15 protein-coding genes are annotated in these 17,012 nt (G+C 39.9%); 6 read left to right on the forward strand and 9 right to left on the reverse strand.

Annotated elements, in window-relative coordinates; translation table 11 throughout:
• Positions 1-15: 15 nt before the first annotated feature.
• Complete coding sequence (gene thrS, locus CWC04_RS08365) at positions 16-1,926, reverse strand: threonine--tRNA ligase (protein WP_004587838.1); 1,911 nt, start codon at positions 1,924-1,926, stop codon at positions 16-18.
• A 383-nt stretch (positions 1,927-2,309) separates the two neighbouring features.
• On the opposite strand from thrS, the gene CWC04_RS08370 reads away from it, so the two are divergent.
• Together CWC04_RS08370 and CWC04_RS08375 are read left to right on the forward strand one after the other, a co-directional pair.
• On the forward strand, positions 2,310-2,756 hold the full coding sequence (locus CWC04_RS08370; RefSeq protein ID WP_004587837.1) for a DUF3010 family protein: 447 nt from the start codon (positions 2,310-2,312) through the stop codon (positions 2,754-2,756).
• Between the two features lie 304 nt (positions 2,757-3,060).
• Positions 3,061-4,794 carry an AMP-binding protein gene (locus CWC04_RS08375; protein ID WP_138685129.1) on the forward strand — a complete coding sequence of 578 codons (1,734 nt, stop codon included), beginning with the start codon at positions 3,061-3,063 and terminating at the stop codon, positions 4,792-4,794.
• 62 nt (positions 4,795-4,856) lie between these two features.
• Here CWC04_RS08375 and CWC04_RS08380 read toward each other — a convergent pair whose 3' ends face one another.
• The 5 genes from CWC04_RS08380 to CWC04_RS08400 form a co-directional block, all read right to left on the reverse strand.
• On the reverse strand, positions 4,857-5,321 hold the full coding sequence (locus CWC04_RS08380; RefSeq protein WP_138685130.1) for a YehS family protein: 465 nt from the start codon (positions 5,319-5,321) through the stop codon (positions 4,857-4,859).
• A 113-nt stretch (positions 5,322-5,434) separates the two neighbouring features.
• Positions 5,435-6,679, reverse strand: coding sequence for a lipoprotein-releasing ABC transporter permease subunit (locus tag CWC04_RS08385; protein WP_138685131.1), 1,245 nt, complete (start codon positions 6,677-6,679; stop codon positions 5,435-5,437).
• Positions 6,669-7,367, reverse strand: a complete 699-nt coding sequence (gene lolD, locus CWC04_RS08390; RefSeq protein ID WP_029774428.1) for a lipoprotein-releasing ABC transporter ATP-binding protein LolD — start codon at positions 7,365-7,367, stop codon at positions 6,669-6,671. Before lolD ends, CWC04_RS08385 begins: the two co-directional genes overlap by 11 nt.
• On the reverse strand, positions 7,360-8,577 hold the full coding sequence (locus CWC04_RS08395; protein WP_138685132.1) for a lipoprotein-releasing ABC transporter permease subunit: 1,218 nt from the start codon (positions 8,575-8,577) through the stop codon (positions 7,360-7,362). Before CWC04_RS08395 ends, lolD begins: the two co-directional genes overlap by 8 nt.
• A gap of 125 nt (positions 8,578-8,702) precedes the next feature.
• Positions 8,703-9,572, reverse strand: coding sequence for a LysR family transcriptional regulator (locus CWC04_RS08400; RefSeq protein ID WP_029774426.1), 870 nt, complete (start codon positions 9,570-9,572; stop codon positions 8,703-8,705).
• Between the two features lie 131 nt (positions 9,573-9,703).
• On the opposite strand from CWC04_RS08400, the gene CWC04_RS08405 reads away from it, so the two are divergent.
• Both CWC04_RS08405 and fghA read left to right on the forward strand, forming a co-directional pair.
• Positions 9,704-10,825 carry an S-(hydroxymethyl)glutathione dehydrogenase/class III alcohol dehydrogenase gene (locus CWC04_RS08405; RefSeq protein ID WP_138685133.1) on the forward strand — a complete coding sequence of 374 codons (1,122 nt, stop codon included), beginning with the start codon at positions 9,704-9,706 and terminating at the stop codon, positions 10,823-10,825.
• Between the two features lie 68 nt (positions 10,826-10,893).
• Positions 10,894-11,736, forward strand: coding sequence for an S-formylglutathione hydrolase (fghA, locus tag CWC04_RS08410; protein ID WP_004587829.1), 843 nt, complete (start codon positions 10,894-10,896; stop codon positions 11,734-11,736).
• Here the strand turns inward: fghA and CWC04_RS08415 are convergent.
• A complete protein-coding gene (locus CWC04_RS08415) occupies positions 11,690-12,064 on the reverse strand; it encodes a hypothetical protein (RefSeq protein ID WP_138685134.1) in 375 nt (124 codons plus the stop codon). The genes fghA and CWC04_RS08415 overlap by 47 nt on opposite strands.
• A gap of 158 nt (positions 12,065-12,222) precedes the next feature.
• Entirely contained in the window at positions 12,223-13,716 is a 1,494-nt protein-coding gene (locus tag CWC04_RS08420; protein WP_138685135.1) for a BCCT family transporter, read from the reverse strand.
• 228 nt (positions 13,717-13,944) lie between these two features.
• Between CWC04_RS08420 and CWC04_RS08425 the strand changes: the two genes are divergently transcribed.
• Together CWC04_RS08425 and CWC04_RS08430 are read left to right on the forward strand one after the other, a co-directional pair.
• Positions 13,945-14,361 (forward strand): MgtC/SapB family protein, encoded by a 417-nt coding sequence (locus CWC04_RS08425; RefSeq protein WP_004587826.1) that lies wholly within the window; start codon positions 13,945-13,947, stop codon positions 14,359-14,361.
• A gap of 169 nt (positions 14,362-14,530) precedes the next feature.
• Positions 14,531-15,715 (forward strand): acetyltransferase domain-containing protein, encoded by a 1,185-nt coding sequence (locus tag CWC04_RS08430; RefSeq protein WP_138685211.1) that lies wholly within the window; start codon positions 14,531-14,533, stop codon positions 15,713-15,715.
• A 62-nt stretch (positions 15,716-15,777) separates the two neighbouring features.
• On the opposite strand, the gene CWC04_RS08435 is transcribed toward CWC04_RS08430, so the two are convergent.
• Positions 15,778-16,803, reverse strand: a complete 1,026-nt coding sequence (locus CWC04_RS08435) for an energy transducer TonB (protein WP_138685136.1) — start codon at positions 16,801-16,803, stop codon at positions 15,778-15,780.
• Positions 16,804-17,012 lie beyond the last annotated feature (209 nt).

Below are 17,012 nucleotides of genomic sequence, written 5' to 3' on the forward strand. Positions count from 1 at the left end.
CTACACGCTCGATTTTTACTGTCGATTTTTAATTTCTTCGCTAATTTTAGCTACAAAATCATCAACATTAAATTTGCCTAGGTCTTCACCTGTGCGGGTACGTACTGCTACTTCCTGTTGTTCAACTTCTTTATCGCCGACAACGAGTAAGTAAGGAATACGCTTAAGTGTATGTTCTCGGATTTTAAAGCCAATCTTCTCATTTCTCAAGTCAGCAGCGGCTCTAATTCCAAGTTTATTTAATTTTTGTACAATTTCGTGCACGTAATCTGCTTGTTTATCGGTAATGTTCATAATTACCACTTGCTTTGGAGCAAGCCACGTTGGGAATAAACCAGCGTATTCTTCAGTTAAAATACCGATAAAGCGCTCAATTGAGCCTAAAATAGCACGGTGTATCATAACTGGAGTGCGTCGTTCGTTGTTTTCTGCTACATAAGTAGCGCCTAAACGACCCGGTAATGCAAAGTCGAGTTGCACTGTACCACATTGCCACGCTCTGTCTAAACAATCGTACAAAGTAAATTCAATTTTAGGTCCGTAAAAGGCACCTTCACCTGGCAGGTAATCAAATTCAATGTCGTTTGCTTTAAGTGCATCGGCTAATGCAACCTCTGCTTTGTCCCAAATTTCATCATCGCCGATGCGCTTTTCAGGACGCGTAGAAAGCTTAACTACAATTTTGTCAAAACCGAATGTCTCATATGTATCATAAACCATCTTAATACACGCTGAAACTTCGTCCATTACTTGCTCTTCTGTACAGAACACGTGAGCATCATCTTGTGTAAAGCCACGTACACGCATTAAGCCGTGTAAAGCGCCTGATGGTTCGTTACGGTGACAACAACCAAACTCAGCCATACGCAGTGGTAAATCACGGTACGATTTTAAACCCTGGTTAAAAATTTGCACGTGACCTGGGCAGTTCATTGGTTTTATAGCGTATTCGCGTTTTTCAGACTCTGTGGTAAACATGGCGTCTGAGTATTTTTCCCAGTGACCTGATTTTTCCCACAAAGAACGGTCCATCATCATTGGACCTTTAACTTCTTCGTAGCTGTACTCACGCAGTTTTTCACGAACAAATTCTTCAAGCTCGCGGTAAATGCTCCAACCATCGTTGTGCCAAAATACCATACCTGGCGCTTCTTCTTGCCAGTGCCATAAATCAAGCGCTTTACCAATACGGCGGTGATCGCGTTTTTCAGCCTCTTCTAAGCGTTTAAGGTACGCTTTAAGTTGCTTTTTATCGCCCCACGCTGTGCCGTAAATACGCTGTAGCATTTTGTTTTCAGAGTCGCCACGCCAGTAAGCGCCAGCTACTTTCATTATTTTGAAGTTTTGGCAGAATTTCATGTTTGGTACGTGCGGGCCACGACACATGTCTACGTATTCTTCGTGGTGGTATAATCCTGGGCGATCATCTTTTGCGATGTTTTCGTCCAAAATTTCCATTTTGTATGTTTCGCCACGCGCTTCAAACGTATCGCGTGCTTCTTGCCAGCTTACATTTTTTTTCACTACGTCGTAGTTTGTTTTTGCAAGTTGCAACATACGCTTTTCAATGGCGTCTAAGTCTTCTTGAGACAAAGAGTGTTCCATATCAATATCGTAGTAAAAACCGTTATCAATAGTTGGACCAATAGCCATTTTAGCGTCTGGGAAAAGCTGCTTAACTGCATGACCGATTAAGTGAGCACACGAGTGACGAATAATCTCTAGGCCGTCGTCATCTTTTGCGGTGATGATCTCAAGGCGCGAATCTTCGTTGATCATATCGCACGCATCAACACGCTCGCCATTAACACGACCAGCAATGGTTGCTTTAGCAAGGCCTGGGCCAATGTCGTTAGCTACATCAAGAGTACTTACAGGGTTTTCAAAACTACGCTGACTGCCGTCAGGAAGAGTAATAACTGGCATTATAAATCCTTACATACAGTGGTGACACCTACAATGTATCACGTGTATTTTTAAATAAATTAAATGAGAATGACTCGACAACGCTTTTACGAATAAGCATTGACTATTTTTCGCCATACATGACTAATGTAGATGCTGAGTCTGCTCAACTACAAAAAAGATATTGTCGCGTGATAGAGTATCAATTACAAGTTTAAAGCGCGCTCATTACTTGAAATTTCACCTAAAATTGTCATTTTTTTGTTTTTCGCTCGCTAATTTAAATTAAGCATGTGACAACTTGAGTTTATTGATTATTAAAATGCACCTGCGCCGCCTTGCTCTCGCAATTTATTAGATGTTGAGTATAATACTAAGCAATTAAGTTATATTAGAGAACAGCAATGAGAACATGTGGTGTAGAAATTACCGGTAGTGATGTACTACTTTGTATTTTAAGTAAAGATAACGACGTATTTGATATTCGCGATGTGCGCCAAACACGCTTTACCTTAGGTAACGGTAACGACACTGAAATAATGCGTAAATTTCAATTTGATTTTGCAAAACTAATGCAAGATTACCAAATTGATTCTGTTGCCATTCGTGAGCGCCAACCTAAAGGTAAATTTGCAGGCAGTGCAAAGGGCTTTAAAATGGAAACAGCGATTCAATTAATTGAAGAGTTAGATGTTCGCGTATTCTCAACGACCGAAATTAAAGAACAGCTTAAACGCAACCCTATACCTATTGCGTTTGAAGACACAGGCCTTAAAAAGTACCAAGAAAACGCTTTTGTTAATGCCTATGTATACATTATGAAAAAAACCTACCGCAGTGACGAGCTATAAGTCACACAGCGATTAAAACAGACTATAAAAACGCCATTTAGTGGCGTTTTTTTATGCCTTTATTAAAGTTAGTTTTTATTGCCCATCTGTAAAACGTTTTATTTAACTTTTATTTATGCTTAGTACATTAGTCTAACCACTCTTTCTTTGTCGACAATTTGTGTTTATTTTAACTACAGCCTATAACAATTCGCTTAACTATTTTTTATTTTGCTACACAGCTATTAGTGGCTAAGCAAATGAATACTGACTTATCAGCACGGATTGATATAAGTAACTGACACACATTAATACGGAGAAGCACATGCACATACCATCGCACTCGGTAAAAGAAGTAGAACAAATAAACACATTACCGCTCACAAAAAGCTATTTTAAAGGTGCGCAAAGCACGCCGCTAACGGATAAAACAATTGGCGAGTACTTTGATTTTATTGTCGACAAATACCCTAGTTCGCTCGCTGTCGTTGTTAGCCATCAAAATGTACGCTTAACGTATAAAGCGTTTCAAAATGAAGTTAATCAACTCGCTATGGGGCTACTAGCAATAGGCGTTAAACCAGGAGATAGAGTAGGAATATGGTCACCTAATAAAATTGAGTGGTGTTTAACCCAATTTGCGAGCGCCAAAATAGGTGCCATTATGGTGTGCATTAACCCTGCCTACAGGCCAAACGAGTTAGCCTATGCTTTGAACTCGGTAGAATGCAGCACATTAATTACCGCGTCACATTTTAAAGGCAGCAATTATATAGACATGCTTAACAGCTTAGCGCCAGAGCTTACCCAATGTGAACCCGGTGAGCTGAATGCACATGCCCTACCTAGCCTTAAAAATGTAATACGCATTGGCAATGAAAAAAGCCCTGGTATGTTTACGTTTGATGATGTGATGAATTTTGCCACCCCGGCTCACAAGCTTGAATTAAATGCGATTGCAGCAAATTTAAACGCGGATCAAGACATAAATATACAGTTTACCTCTGGCACCACGGGCAACCCTAAAGGCGCTACACTCACCCATAAGAACATACTTAATAATGCGCTATTTGTTGCAGAGGCTATGCATTTTACAGCGCAAGATAAACTATGTATTCCTGTGCCTCTGTATCATTGTTTTGCGATGGTGCTTGGCAGCCTGCTATGTGTAAGTAAAGGCGCCGCAGCTATATACCCAAGCGATGCGTTTGATGCAAAAACCACGCTTGATGTTGTGCAGCAAGAGGGCTGCACCGCGCTGCATGGTGTGCCTACTATGTTTATTAGCCAACTAGAGCTGCCTAATTTTACTAATTATAACCTCAGCACTTTACGCACTGGTGTAATGGCGGGCTCAACGTGCCCTGAGCAAGTTATGCGTAAAGTACAAACACAAATGAACATGCATCAAGTATTAATTGCGTATGGGCAAACTGAGTGCAGTCCAATCAATAATATAACCGAAACCGACTCATCAATAGAGCGCCAAGTAACAACCGTTGGCCGTGCCCTTGCTCACACTGAAGTTAAAATTATTGACGAACTGGGTAACATTCAAAAAATAGGTGTACCTGGTGAGGTCTGCAGTAAGGGCGCAGGTATAATGCGCTGCTATTGGAATGACGAAGAAAAAACAAAAGCCACTATAGATGACGAAGGCTGGTTACACTCTGGTGATTTAGGGGTAATGGACTGCGAAGGGTTTGTGAGTATTGTTGGCCGCATTAAAGACATGATCATTCGAGGTGGCGAAAACATTTACCCACGCGAAATTGAAGAGGTTCTTTACACTTACCCAGGTATTCAAGATGCCGCTATATTTGGTATTAGTGATGAGAAGTACGGCGAAGAAGTGTGTGCGTGGATCCAGCCAAAAGAAGATGCAGTACTTGATGAGCAAGCAATACGTGCATTTTTAAAAGACAAACTCGCCTATTTTAAAATGCCCCGTTATATTCGCTTTGTAGAGAGTTACCCAATGACAGTAACAGGCAAACTGCAAAAGTTTAAAATGCGAGAGCAAATGCAGCAATCTCTTACTGATAAGGCCTTTTCTTAACCGCAAACATTAATTACAAAAAAGCTCAGCAATTGCTGAGCTTTTAGCGTTAAATAATTTACTTACTCTGCAGGGCGATACTGCTGCTGAACACCTGTTAAAAACAAACGCAAAACCTGGTCGTTACACACACGGTAATGTTTATTTTCTACTTTGCGAGAAAACGCACTGAGCTCATGTTTACTTAATTCAAAGTCAACCTGTGCAAGTGTTGCTATTACATCTTCTGCTTTCATGTTTAGAGCAATACGTAGCTTCATAAAAATAATATTATTATTTAATTTAGTCTCTGGCACAGGCTGTGGGCCTTCGCGCTTGCCACGCTTAGTATTAATAAAGCCATTTAAAAAGGTAGCAAACTCAGTGTCTGACATTTTAACAAACCCTTGCTCACCCTCTTTTGTTAACCATGCAACGGCTTGCTCAGTGGTAACTGTAGCCTCTGCGGCGGCAAAAATACCGACCATGGCAGTATCGGTTAAATTAAAGGTATAGCGAACACGGCGTAAAATATCGTTATTTGTCAAAGTAATTTCCTGAGTAGAGAGCGAGGCTAAATTAGAGCACCCACGTTAAATGAGCGCGCAGTTTAGCAGCTTAAGGCACGCTGCCCTATTGATATTTACACTATAAAGAGTTGTTAATTACCCAATACCTTGGCAGGGTCGACTCGAGTTGCTTGCCACGCCGGGTAAATAGTAGCAAGTACAGCTAAAACAAAGGTAACAATAACTGTTATTCCAATATCACTGAGTACTAATTTACTGGGTAAAAATTCAATAAAATAAACACCTTCAAGCGGGTTAGCTGCAAATAACTGGCTAACCCATGTAAACAGCTCACTAATGTTAAGCGCTAATATAACCCCAACTAGTGTGCCAAGTAACACGCCAACAAAGGCTTGTGTTAAACCTTGCATGACAAAGGTAGCTAAAATAGTACTGTCTTTAGCACCCATAGTTTTTAAAATAGCTATGTTGCCTTGTTTTTCGCGCACTTCCATTACAAGCGACGATACAATGTTAAAACTAGCTACCGCTATAATTAAAAACACCACAATGTACACAATTGTGCGCACCATTTGAATATCTTGATACAGGCTACCTTGCGTTCTAAACCAGCTAGAGACATACACATAATCACTAATAGTTTGCCCTACTCGCAGTGCAATTTGATGCGCAGCAAACACATCATCTACGCTCAATCGTAAACCTGTCACTTGGCTGTGGTCGTAACCTAAAACTGACTGTGCTTTATTTAAGTGAATAAATGCAGCGCTACTGTCAATTGGCCCACCCATTTCTATAATGCCCGCAAGTGTTAACGTTACGCGTTTAGGGGCTAATAGAGACTTGCCTTGCTCGCTAATTTTAGGAATGAGTAAAGTAATATTATCGCCTATATTAGCGCCTAATTGCTTTACAATTTGCTTGCCTAAAATAACGTCATCTGTGCGCAGCTGACTAACCAGTGTGCCATTGGTAAATTGATTTATGGCCGATACATTCCCTTCATAGCTAGGTTCAACGCCGCGTATTTCTACCGCTTTAAGCTGGCTTTTAAATTGCGCCATACCATTTACTGCTATAAATGGCGCAGCACCTGTAACATGAGGCTCTGCTTTAAGTTTTTCTACTTTTTTAGGCCAATCAGCAATCGGTCGGCTAGGCGCTACGTATTCAACTTGCGGTACCACACTTAATAAACGATGCACTAATTGCTGCTCAAAGCCATTAATAACCGAAAGCGCAACAATTAACACCGCCACCCCTAATAAAATACCAACAGTAGAGGCTTTGGCAATAAAGCTTACAAATGCGTTTTTTTCGTCTTTATGGCCAGAATACGCTCTAAAGCGTTCACTTAAAAATAAACTAAGCAACATGGTGAGACTCTTTTATGGCAAGTTTCCCATCATCTAAATACGCAATTTTGCCTAGCTTGTCTGCAAGCTCTAAGTCGTGAGTAACCACCACAAAACTAGTATTTAAGCTTTTATTTAGCTCATTAATTAAATCGTAAATTTTAATCGCGTTTTGCTTATCAAGGTTACCGGTAGGTTCGTCGGCTAACACTAATGCGGGTTTAGTCACTAAAGCACGAGCAATAGCAACACGCTGGCGCTCTCCACCAGACAGTGCCGAAGGTTTATGCTCACTGCGATGCGCTAGGCCTACTTTATCTAGCATTTGCAGGGCTTGCTCTTTCGCCTCTTTTGCGTTGAGCCCTTTAATTAACAGCGGCATAGCCACGTTTTCAACCGCACTAAATTCCATTAATAAATGGTGAAACTGATAAATAAAGCCCAAGTTTTTATTTCTAAACGCCGCTTGCTCTGTTCGCGATAATTTAGCAACGTCTTGATTTTTTATTTTAGCGCTACCCGATGTAGCCGTATCAAGGGTTCCTAAAATATGCAATAAGGTACTTTTCCCTGAGCCTGAGCTGCCTACTATAGCCAGCATATCCCCTTGGTTAAGAGATAAGTCCACCCCTTTTAATACTTCTACTTGGTTTTGGCCATCTTGATAAACTTTACTTAAGTTTTGACAGCTAATAACTAAATCATTCATAACGCAATACCTCTGCTGGTTTTACTTTTGCGGCTTTGCGCGCAGGATATAAAGTGGCTAAAAAGCTCATTGCAATACTGCTAAGCGCAATAATAACGAGGCTTAACACATCAAATTTTACCGGAAGCTCTACACCTGCTAGTAGGTTTAGCCCTACAGCAGCGAGTAGTTCATTAATATATAAGCTAAACAATACACCTAAAAGTGCCCCTATCGCGGTGCCAATCACCCCGTTATACAAACCTTGCACCATAAACACTTTTTGTACTTGTGAAGGCGTTAAACCTAAGGTTTGTAATATTGCCACTTCGCCTTGTTTTTCACTCACCATCATAGTCAGTGCCGAAACAATATTAAATACAGCCACTAATACAATCAGCCCTAACAACATGGACATAATACGTTTTTCCATGGCAACCGCGGCAAATAAAGTACCTTGGCTACTGCGCCAGTCACTTACTTGGTAATCGCGTAAAATGTGCTGGCTGTCCGTTGTAAATTGCGCTAATTCAAAGGGCTCATGTAACGACACACTTAAGTTAGGCGCGGTATTTTTGTTAAGCTTTAATACCCGCTGTAAAGATGCGCCGCTGGTAAATGCAAGGCTCATATCTATCTCTGAGCCCGTTTCGTATATTGCGGCTATTTTAAATAAACGCTGACTAGGTACGCGCCCAAGTGGCGTGTAAGTTGAGGCATTAGGCATAATTACGCGCAGTTTTTCTCCCATACCAACGCCAAGTTTTCGGCTTAAGTAACGGCTAATAGCTATGTTGTAGCTATTATTTAAAACGTTCTGCCAATTGCCCTGCACAACTTTATCAGTAATTTTATATAGCGATCCGTTATCGCCATACAAGCCTTGCAGTAATACGCCGTGTAAATCTTTATTGGTTTGCAAAATGGCTTCGCCGTGGCGGTAAAGGCTTACGTGATCTACATAATCTGAGCGCTCTAAATCGGCTTTTAACGCTGTCATCTGTTCGCTGGTGTGTTTATTGGCTTGTACTTCTACGTGAGGAATGAGCCCTAACATATTTGTTTTTAAACTGTTTTCAAAGCCATTCATTACACTGCTAACAGTGAACAAGGCCATTAGCCCTATGGCTATTCCGGCAATAGAAAAAAACGAGATAAACGATATAAACGCATTTCCTTTGGAGGAGCGGCTATATCTGAGCCCTATAAATAAGCTAACCGGTTGAAACATATTATTTAAAACATTTATGCTAAAAGTGTGCGGCTATAGTAGCACGAACTAAGATGAATTGAATATGACCATAAATGTAAGAAATAATTTATAAATCTTATACTTGGCTATATTTTAAACGCGCTTTATTCAAGCCCGGCCACTAAATAATCAAGTAATACTCTTACGTTAGTGGCAACAAACTGGCGCGGCGGGTAAATTCCCCACACGCCTTCTTGATCTGGCTGATAAGAAGTTAATACTGGCACAAGCTCGCCCGTTCGTAGCTCATTTTCAATGTAATAATTAGGCAGCTGCACTATTCCTAAGCCTTTTTTTGCACCATCAACTAATGCCCAACCACTATTACAGCGCAATCGTCCTGCAATTTTAATGTGTTTATCGCGACCATTTTCGTTTACTCGCCAATAACTGCTGTTACCAATTAAACATTGATGTTGGTTTAGCTCGCCTAGGGTATGAGGCTCACCTACTCGGGATAAATAATCTGGGGAGGCACACATTATAAAGCGCCTAGCACTTAAACGCCGTGCTCTGTGGCTTGAATCTTTTAAATGCCCTAACCGAATGGCTAAATCAAACCCGCCTTCGAGTAAATTTTCTTGCTCGTTAGAAAGCGTAGCAATAACTTCGACCTCAGGATGAGCGTGCATAAAATTGTGCACAATGGGCATAATAAAAGTTTCACCATACATAACCGGTGCTGTTAATTTAATTTTACCTTTAGGCGTTGTTTGCTGCGTTGCTAAGCTTTGCGTGGCATCGTCCATAGCGTGTTGTAGTTGCTTAGTTTGATGTAAAAAGGCTTCACCTTCTTTGGTTAATACCACTTTGCGGGTGGTACGGGTGAGTAACTGGGTATTTAAACGCTGCTCCAGCGCCGTAACATGGCGACTTATATGGGCAACCGACAACCCCAGTACATTAGCCGCTGCTGTAAAACTACCCTCTTCACCCACTGCTATAAATTCGTCTATGCCATCCCAACGCGCCATTATTACCATACTGTAAAAGTGTTTTAATAAATCAGAGATTATCATTATTTGAGAAACAAATACAATAGAGCCATCACCCAAACAAATTGGGTCTACAATTGTTATTTAAAACCACTACAAAGGATAAACACATGTCTGAATTTATAAAATCAAAAGCAGCTATTGCGTGGGGTCCAAACCAACCATTAAGCGTTGAAGAAGTTGATGTGATGATGCCTAAAAAAGGCGAAGTAATGGTAAAAATTACTGCTACTGGTGTTTGTCACACTGATGCATTTACTTTATCAGGTGAAGACCCTGAAGGTATTTTCCCAGCAATTTTAGGCCACGAAGGTGCAGGCGTTGTGTATGCAGTGGGCGAAGGCGTAACCAGTGTTGAAGTAGGCGATCACGTTATTCCACTTTACACCGCTGAATGTGGCGTATGTAAAATGTGTACCTCAGGCAAAACTAACCTGTGTTCAGCAGTGCGCGAAACACAAGGTAAAGGCCTAATGCCAGATGGCACTACACGCTTTTTTAAAGACGGCCAACCAATTTATCACTACATGGGGACGTCTACTTTTTCTGAGTACACAGTACTTCCAGAAATTTCACTCGCAAAAGTAAACAAAGAAGCGTCGCTTGAAGAAATTTGTTTATTAGGCTGTGGCGTAACCACAGGTATGGGCGCGGTAACAAACACTGCAAACGTAAAACCTGGCGATACCGTGGCTATTTTTGGCTTAGGTGGCATTGGTTTATCGGCTATTATTGGTGCAAAAATGGCAGGCGCGGGTCGCATTATTGGTGTTGATATTAATACCAGCAAATTTGACCTTGCAACAAAACTTGGCGCAACCAATTTAGTAAACCCTAAAGACTTCGACAAGCCTATCCAAGAAGTGATTGTTGATATGACCGATGGCGGTGTTGATTACTCGTTTGAGTGTATTGGTAACGTTGATGTAATGCGCTCAGCACTTGAGTGTTGTCATAAAGGTTGGGGTGAGTCGGTAATTATTGGTGTAGCCGGTGCTGGCCAAGAAATTTCAACCCGTCCTTTCCAACTAGTAACAGGTCGTGTATGGCGTGGAAGCGCATTTGGTGGCGTTAAAGGCCGTTCACAGTTACCTGAAATTGTTGAGCGTTACATGGCAGGCGAATTTGCTCTTAACGACTTTATTACGCATACCATGAGCCTTGAAGAAATAAACGATGCGTTTGATTTAATGCACGAAGGTAAAAGTATTCGTACAGTAATTCACTACTAATACGCTATTGGTAACCTATGTATTAAAAAGCCGTAATACTTAATTGTTTGCGGCTTTTAAGGATTTTTATGTTAGAAAATATCTCAAGTACAAAAGTAGCAGGTGGTTGGCACAAACAATATACCCACACTGCAACAAGTACCCATTGCACAATGCGTTTTGCGGTATTTTTACCCCCTGGCGCAAGCGAAACAAACAAAGTGCCGGTACTTTATTGGCTATCGGGTTTAACCTGTACAGACGAAAACTTTATGCAAAAAGCCGGCGCATTTAAAAAAGCGGCTGAGCTGGGTATTGCAATTGTAGCGCCTGATACAAGCCCTCGTGGTGATAATGTCCCTGATGATGACAACTACGACTTTGGCCAAGGCGCAGGCTTTTACGTAAACGCAACACAAGCACCGTTCAATACACATTTTAATATGTATGACTATGTAGTTGATGAACTACCTATGCTTATTGAACAACACTTCCCAGTAACCAGTACTAAAGCAATTAGTGGTCACTCTATGGGCGGGCACGGCGCTTTAATGGTGGCACTTAAAAACCCTAAAGCGTTTGTTAGCGCTTCGGCCTTTAGCCCTATTGTTAACCCAATTGACTGCCCATGGGGCGTGAAAGCATTTACGGGTTACTTAGGCACTGACAAAGAGCTCTGGGCTCAATACGATTCGTGCGAGTTGATGAAAAAAGCGCAGCAGGCTGATTTTCTCCCTATGCTTGTTACACAAGGCGATGCCGATGGGTTTTTAGAGGAGCAACTTAAGCCACAAAATTTAGCGGCTGTTGCTAAAAATAAAGGTTACCCGCTTAGCATTGAAATGCAAGCTGGCTACGATCATAGTTACTTTTTTATAAGTAGCTTTATTGACCAACACTTATCATTTCATAGTCAGTTTTTAACTGCGTAATCTCATTAGTGTGTAGATCAGATTTATCTACTTCTACACACTCTTTCAATACTTTACTCACCTGCCTACACACTTGTACCGTATTGCCCTCATCTTTTACTAAATTGATCAGCAATGAATCTATTTTTAACCCTATATCGGTAAAACTAAACCCGTTTTTGTCTTTCGGTACAGGTTCGAGTGGATTTTTATAAGGATCTGAACGAGCAGGACTATTACTATATTTATTGGCGCGTGCATTTGACTGTGCCTGCCCATCAATTATAACACCAGCGACTGTGCAGCCACTTAGGTAAATAACACATAAACATAAAGTTAGCGCTCTCATGACTCATCCTGATCAAAAACATTACCTAAATTATAAACATCTTTAAAAATAGTATTGTAAAAATATGTATACCTGTTCTATATACTTAATTTTGCACGGCCTAAGCGTACAATTTAATACAGTGCGTCATCCTTTTATTAATAAAATGGGTTTAAGCCCTAATACTTAAATTCACTTATACACTCTTTTATAAAGCCCACCAGCTGCAAAATAAAAATAACTAAAAACGGTAAAGCGCCAATAATAGCAATGGTTCTGTTTAGTGGCTCATTATTTTGTACCAGTAATATAAAGGCACAAAGCCCAAGCGCGAGTGACCAACCATAAATACTCCATGCTTTTGCCTTTTTGCTATTTGTTAAATCACATATTACTAATATGGCCGAATCGGCTGAGGTAACCACAAAAATAAGTAACAGTAACAAGCTTGACCAAATAAGTACGGCGCCTTGCCAGCCTAACTGCTGAAAAAATATAAATAGCCCTTGAGTATAGTCGGCTTTAATGGCATCTAAAATACCGGCATGGTAGGTTTTATCCCATGCGATAGCCGAGCCCGAAAACACACTAAACCACACAATAGTCACAAGCGTAGGTAGCAAAACTACACCCAATATATATTGCCACACTGGCCGGCCTTGGCTAATTTTAGCTAAAAACACGCCAACAAAAGGTCCCCACGCTAACCACCAAAAATAATAAATGTAGGTCCAGCCATTTGCCCACTCAGGGTTATTAAGTTGGCTTTGTAATTGCCATGCCCCTGTAAAAATAAGCCGTAGGTAATCCCTTGTGCCCTCAATGGCAATAGCTATTATAGGCTGTATGGGCATTAACAAAAGCAACCACAATAAAAGTAAAAAAGCTAACCAAACATTAAACTTACTCAGCGTTTGAATACCTTTTTTAAGCCCAAGCTTGCCCGATATTGTATACAGCAATACAATTAAGCTGATTATGATAAAACCAGATAAAAGCGCGGACTCTATCCCTAGGTTTATTTCAATTCCCTTGCGTAGCAATAACGTAGAGTTTGCAATTGTCCCAACCACACCAAAAAAAATGGCGAGCACGGCCACTAATTTAACAATAAAGATAAGCCTGTTTTGGTATTTTAAATTTATAGCGCCTTTTAATACACTGATTACCGGTGCGCTAATATCACCACTGCAGTGACTGTTTTTTGTTAAGCCACCTAACACAAGCCCAAATACTGCATAAAGAGCCCAAGCATGCGCCCCCCAGTTAACCAACGTCAGCGCTAAAGCACTACTTACTTTGTCAGGGTAAAGTGTATGTTTTAAAGGAGAGTTGACTACATTCAACGCAGGCTCTGCAACTCCCCAAAAAATTAAACCCGACCCCATCCCTGCGGCAAAAAGCATAGAAAGCCAACCAAATAAGCCAAATTCAATATGGGCATTGTCACCGCCTACTTTTCGCCTACCAAGCGGGCTTATGGCAATAACGATAACTGCAACTAATAAAAAATTTACTAATAAAAAAAATGGCGCCCCTAAAAAACTTAAAGCGTTATTTATAAGCGGTTGCAAATGATTGGTGAGTAATTGAGGCGCCAAAAATGCAATAGCACAAAGAGTAAGGCAAAGTAATAACGCTGTTTTTTCAAGCTTGGTTGTATGTAAAGGCAAGTGAAATACTGTTTATTAATGTTTAATAATAAAATAATACGCATTTTGCATAATTAATTAAACGCATAGGCAGCGTTTATCTGTAAAAGCGTAAATTAACTATGTAAATGTTACCAATTAATCAATTAACGCCTCTTACATTTAAATTTAACACATTGATTTTAAGCAATAAAATAAGCTGGCCTGTAGGTTGCTATTAGTTTACACCCTTAACCAATAGAGACCATTATGGAAATTGATTTACAGTGGAACGAAATCATCGATAATTTAGTACACCTTGGCATTGCCTACATACTCGCCCTGCCAATGGCTTACGACAGGGAGCGAAGCCACCATGGTGCAGGGTTAAGGACTTTTCCGCTTGTGGCAGTTGCCTCATGTGGCTATGCGGTAATTGCTATGTCAGTGCTAGAAGGTGCAGAAGCGCAATCTAAAATGCTACAAGGGATTATTACCGGCATAGGCTTTATTGGCGGTGGTGCAATTTTAAAAAATAATAAATCTACATCAGGTACCGCAACAGCAGCAAGCATATGGAATATGGGTTTAATTGGTATAGCGGTTGCCTACAGCCGTTACGAAATTGCTATTTTATTAGCTATCATTAATTTTATAACACTGAGGTACATTAAAAAGTTTAAGTAATGCTAAGGTGTACCATTATGTAATTACTAAAAAAAAGATAAATTGTGAGTAACTACTGCAACCTAAATTAATGTAATAAATCAAGGCGCTTAAAAGCGCTCAAGCTCGCATGGCGATACTATATAACATATAATATCGCCAAATTTATACAACGTATTTGAGCTTAATGATGTCGTCTCACTCTACAGCCCCTCGGTTGCATCATATTGATTTATTGCGTGGCATTATCATTATATTTATGGTGATTGACCATGGTATGTATTATTGTCTTAATTACTCAGTAACCGATCCTATGACGGTTCCGGGTACCAGCCCTGTTACTTTTTTCACCCGCTTTATTTCGCACTTTTGCGCCCCTTTATTTGTTTTTTTAGCAGGCCTTTCAGCAGCTGTTATCGAGCATAAATACGCTTCAACTAAGGCATTTTCTTACAATTTAATTGTCCGTGGTTTGGTGCTAATCATTTTTGAATTTACCATTGTTTCGTGGTCATGGAGCTTTAACCCCGCTTTTCCAATGTTATACGCACAGGTCATTTGGGCAATAGGCTGGGGATTTGTCATATTAGGATTATTACGTTTATTAGGCATTTATGCAGTGCAAATAAGTGCTTTATTGTTGGTGTTTGGCCATAACCTATTTGATGGCGTAAGCTTTGAGCCAAATACGTTTGCACATACACTTTGGTCTATTGCACATCAAAAAAATGTACTTGAACTACCTTTGGGCTTAAAAATGAGAACAACTTACCCAGTTGCGCCCATTGTAGGTTTAATGGCTTTAGCCTACTGCGCGGGGGTATATTATAAAAAACACCAGTACAAAGCTCAGGTGATGAATTATGCAGCTATATTAGGTGCAAGCTGCCTTGCTTTATATACTGTGCTGCGCGGTTTTAATTTATACGGCGACACTTCAGTATTTACTATTCATACCAATACTATTAATACTGTTATGTCGTTTTTAAACCCGACTAAATACCCACTGTCATTACAATTTATGTTGCTAACCGTAGGCCTTGGTCTAATTGCGCTTAAACTTTTAAGCCATGTTAAAGCCGACTTTTCTCGCAACTTTTTACAAGTGCTTGGTAAAACCAGTATGTTCTCATACCTTGCACATTTGTATTTATTGCACGCTGTCGCTTGGTTGCTTATTCCTGTTTTAGGGCTTAGTTTTAGCGATATGACTTACGGCGACACATTAGTAGGCCTTCCACCGGGGTACGGTATGAGTTATGGCGGAACTTTGTTATTTATAGCTGTTGTTATAGGCTTAACCACTTTACTTGCAAAACGCTATTTAGACTGGAAGCGCAATAATAAACACACTCTAATTGCTAAATATATATAACAAAAACCCCACATAATAATGTGGGGTTTTTATTTAAGTGTTTATTACCAATAAAATACTTTTTATAAAAAGCTTTCACCAGTTTGTTTTAAAGTAACCGTTTGCGCCTGTGCACTTTTAATTAATAGCCCACAACGAATATCATTTTTTGAAATTAATATTTTATCAATCTCGTTGGTATTATAATCAACGACTTTGTTTTCACAGCGAAGTTGTACTTTAGATAACGGTTTACTCGCACTAAGTTCAACCATACCTTTAGAAAGTAAAGGTAAAACCGCTTTTTCAGACTCAAGCGTTATTTGTTGATTTATAGCGCCAGAGTTTTTATAAATGTCATTCACTTGTGCAAGTAACTGCGCTCTATTTTCCTCGCTAAACGTTATTGATTCAATATCGCCTAATGCATCAATTGCATCGTAAGCACGTACGTAGTCTTGTTTTGAAATAAACCACTGTAAGGCATTTTTAATAACACGTTTTTTTATTTGATCCGGTAAGTTATCTCTAAACAAAAAGGCTTCATAAATAGACTTATCAAAGCTTTTCCAATCTTGCACAAAGTAGCTATGTTGGCTTTTAAGCCAAGCCAGTAAAATTATTTCAACTGTGTTTTTAGTGTGTTCGTTTTCAAGCTCAGTAATATACGTTTTAGCTTCATCGTACTTTTTATCATCAATAAGCTGGCTGGCTTTCTCATAATCCTCAAAAAACGCCGGGGATGCCTGATCGTTCGAAAAACTAGCGTGTACATTTTGCGAGCTTACCGTAATAGTTTTCGCCGTAGGCACGGCACTGCCATTTATCTGTGCACTTTTATAATTAAGCTTAGAAACATAATCGAGAACTTCTCGTTGATATTTTTTTTGACCAAGCGAAGCCACAATTTCGATATCACTCACCTGGCCGTTTTCATCAACCACGTAGCTACTTAAATTAATCCCTTCTAACCTTGATGCACGCGGCGAGGTATTAGTAAGTTGGTCGTAATTTTTATTAATAATTTCAGCAGCTACAAAATCATCTGCTGATACTGATAGGTGAGTAAAGGTTGAAGCGAGAGAAAGTGCTAGTAAAAGTTTTTTCATCGATATATCCATCCTAGATTATGTTTCTATTATAAAAACAAAGGTACTCCATAAATGCAAGTTAATCCATAAAAAACACGTCATTTTTTAATCAACTTTATACCAATCCGCTTTATTAAGTGATCTATTTTAAGGTTGGAAAACGTGTTTGTAGCTAGGAAAAAATTCGCTATTTAATTATTCTAATTGAGAATTTTAACGCAGGTAGT

The sequence above is a fragment of the Pseudoalteromonas sp. S2893 genome (genome assembly GCF_005887105.1).
In the GTDB taxonomy this organism is placed as follows: domain Bacteria; phylum Pseudomonadota; class Gammaproteobacteria; order Enterobacterales; family Alteromonadaceae; genus Pseudoalteromonas; species Pseudoalteromonas atlantica.

What these genes read in the sequence shown, in the direction of transcription:
- CWC04_RS08375 (WP_138685129.1), top strand. Translation starts at nt 3,061, where the DNA reads ATGCACATACCATCGCACTCGGTAAAAGAAGTAGAACAAATAAACACA.
- CWC04_RS08385 (WP_138685131.1), bottom strand. Translation starts at nt 6,679, where the DNA reads ATGTTGCTTAGTTTATTTTTAAGTGAACGCTTTAGAGCGTATTCTGGC.
- CWC04_RS08395 (WP_138685132.1), bottom strand. Translation starts at nt 8,577, where the DNA reads ATGTTTCAACCGGTTAGCTTATTTATAGGGCTCAGATATAGCCGCTCC.
- CWC04_RS08430 (WP_138685211.1), top strand. Translation starts at nt 14,531, where the DNA reads ATGTCGTCTCACTCTACAGCCCCTCGGTTGCATCATATTGATTTATTG.
- CWC04_RS08400 (WP_029774426.1), bottom strand. Translation starts at nt 9,572, where the DNA reads ATGGCGCGTTGGGATGGCATAGACGAATTTATAGCAGTGGGTGAAGAG.
- CWC04_RS08435 (WP_138685136.1), bottom strand. Translation starts at nt 16,803, where the DNA reads ATGAAAAAACTTTTACTAGCACTTTCTCTCGCTTCAACCTTTACTCAC.
- lolD (WP_029774428.1), bottom strand. Translation starts at nt 7,367, where the DNA reads ATGAATGATTTAGTTATTAGCTGTCAAAACTTAAGTAAAGTTTATCAA.
- fghA (WP_004587829.1), top strand. Translation starts at nt 10,894, where the DNA reads ATGTTAGAAAATATCTCAAGTACAAAAGTAGCAGGTGGTTGGCACAAA.
- thrS (WP_004587838.1), bottom strand. Translation starts at nt 1,926, where the DNA reads ATGCCAGTTATTACTCTTCCTGACGGCAGTCAGCGTAGTTTTGAAAAC.
- CWC04_RS08405 (WP_138685133.1), top strand. Translation starts at nt 9,704, where the DNA reads ATGTCTGAATTTATAAAATCAAAAGCAGCTATTGCGTGGGGTCCAAAC.
- CWC04_RS08415 (WP_138685134.1), bottom strand. Translation starts at nt 12,064, where the DNA reads ATGAGAGCGCTAACTTTATGTTTATGTGTTATTTACCTAAGTGGCTGC.
- CWC04_RS08425 (WP_004587826.1), top strand. Translation starts at nt 13,945, where the DNA reads ATGGAAATTGATTTACAGTGGAACGAAATCATCGATAATTTAGTACAC.
- CWC04_RS08370 (WP_004587837.1), top strand. Translation starts at nt 2,310, where the DNA reads ATGAGAACATGTGGTGTAGAAATTACCGGTAGTGATGTACTACTTTGT.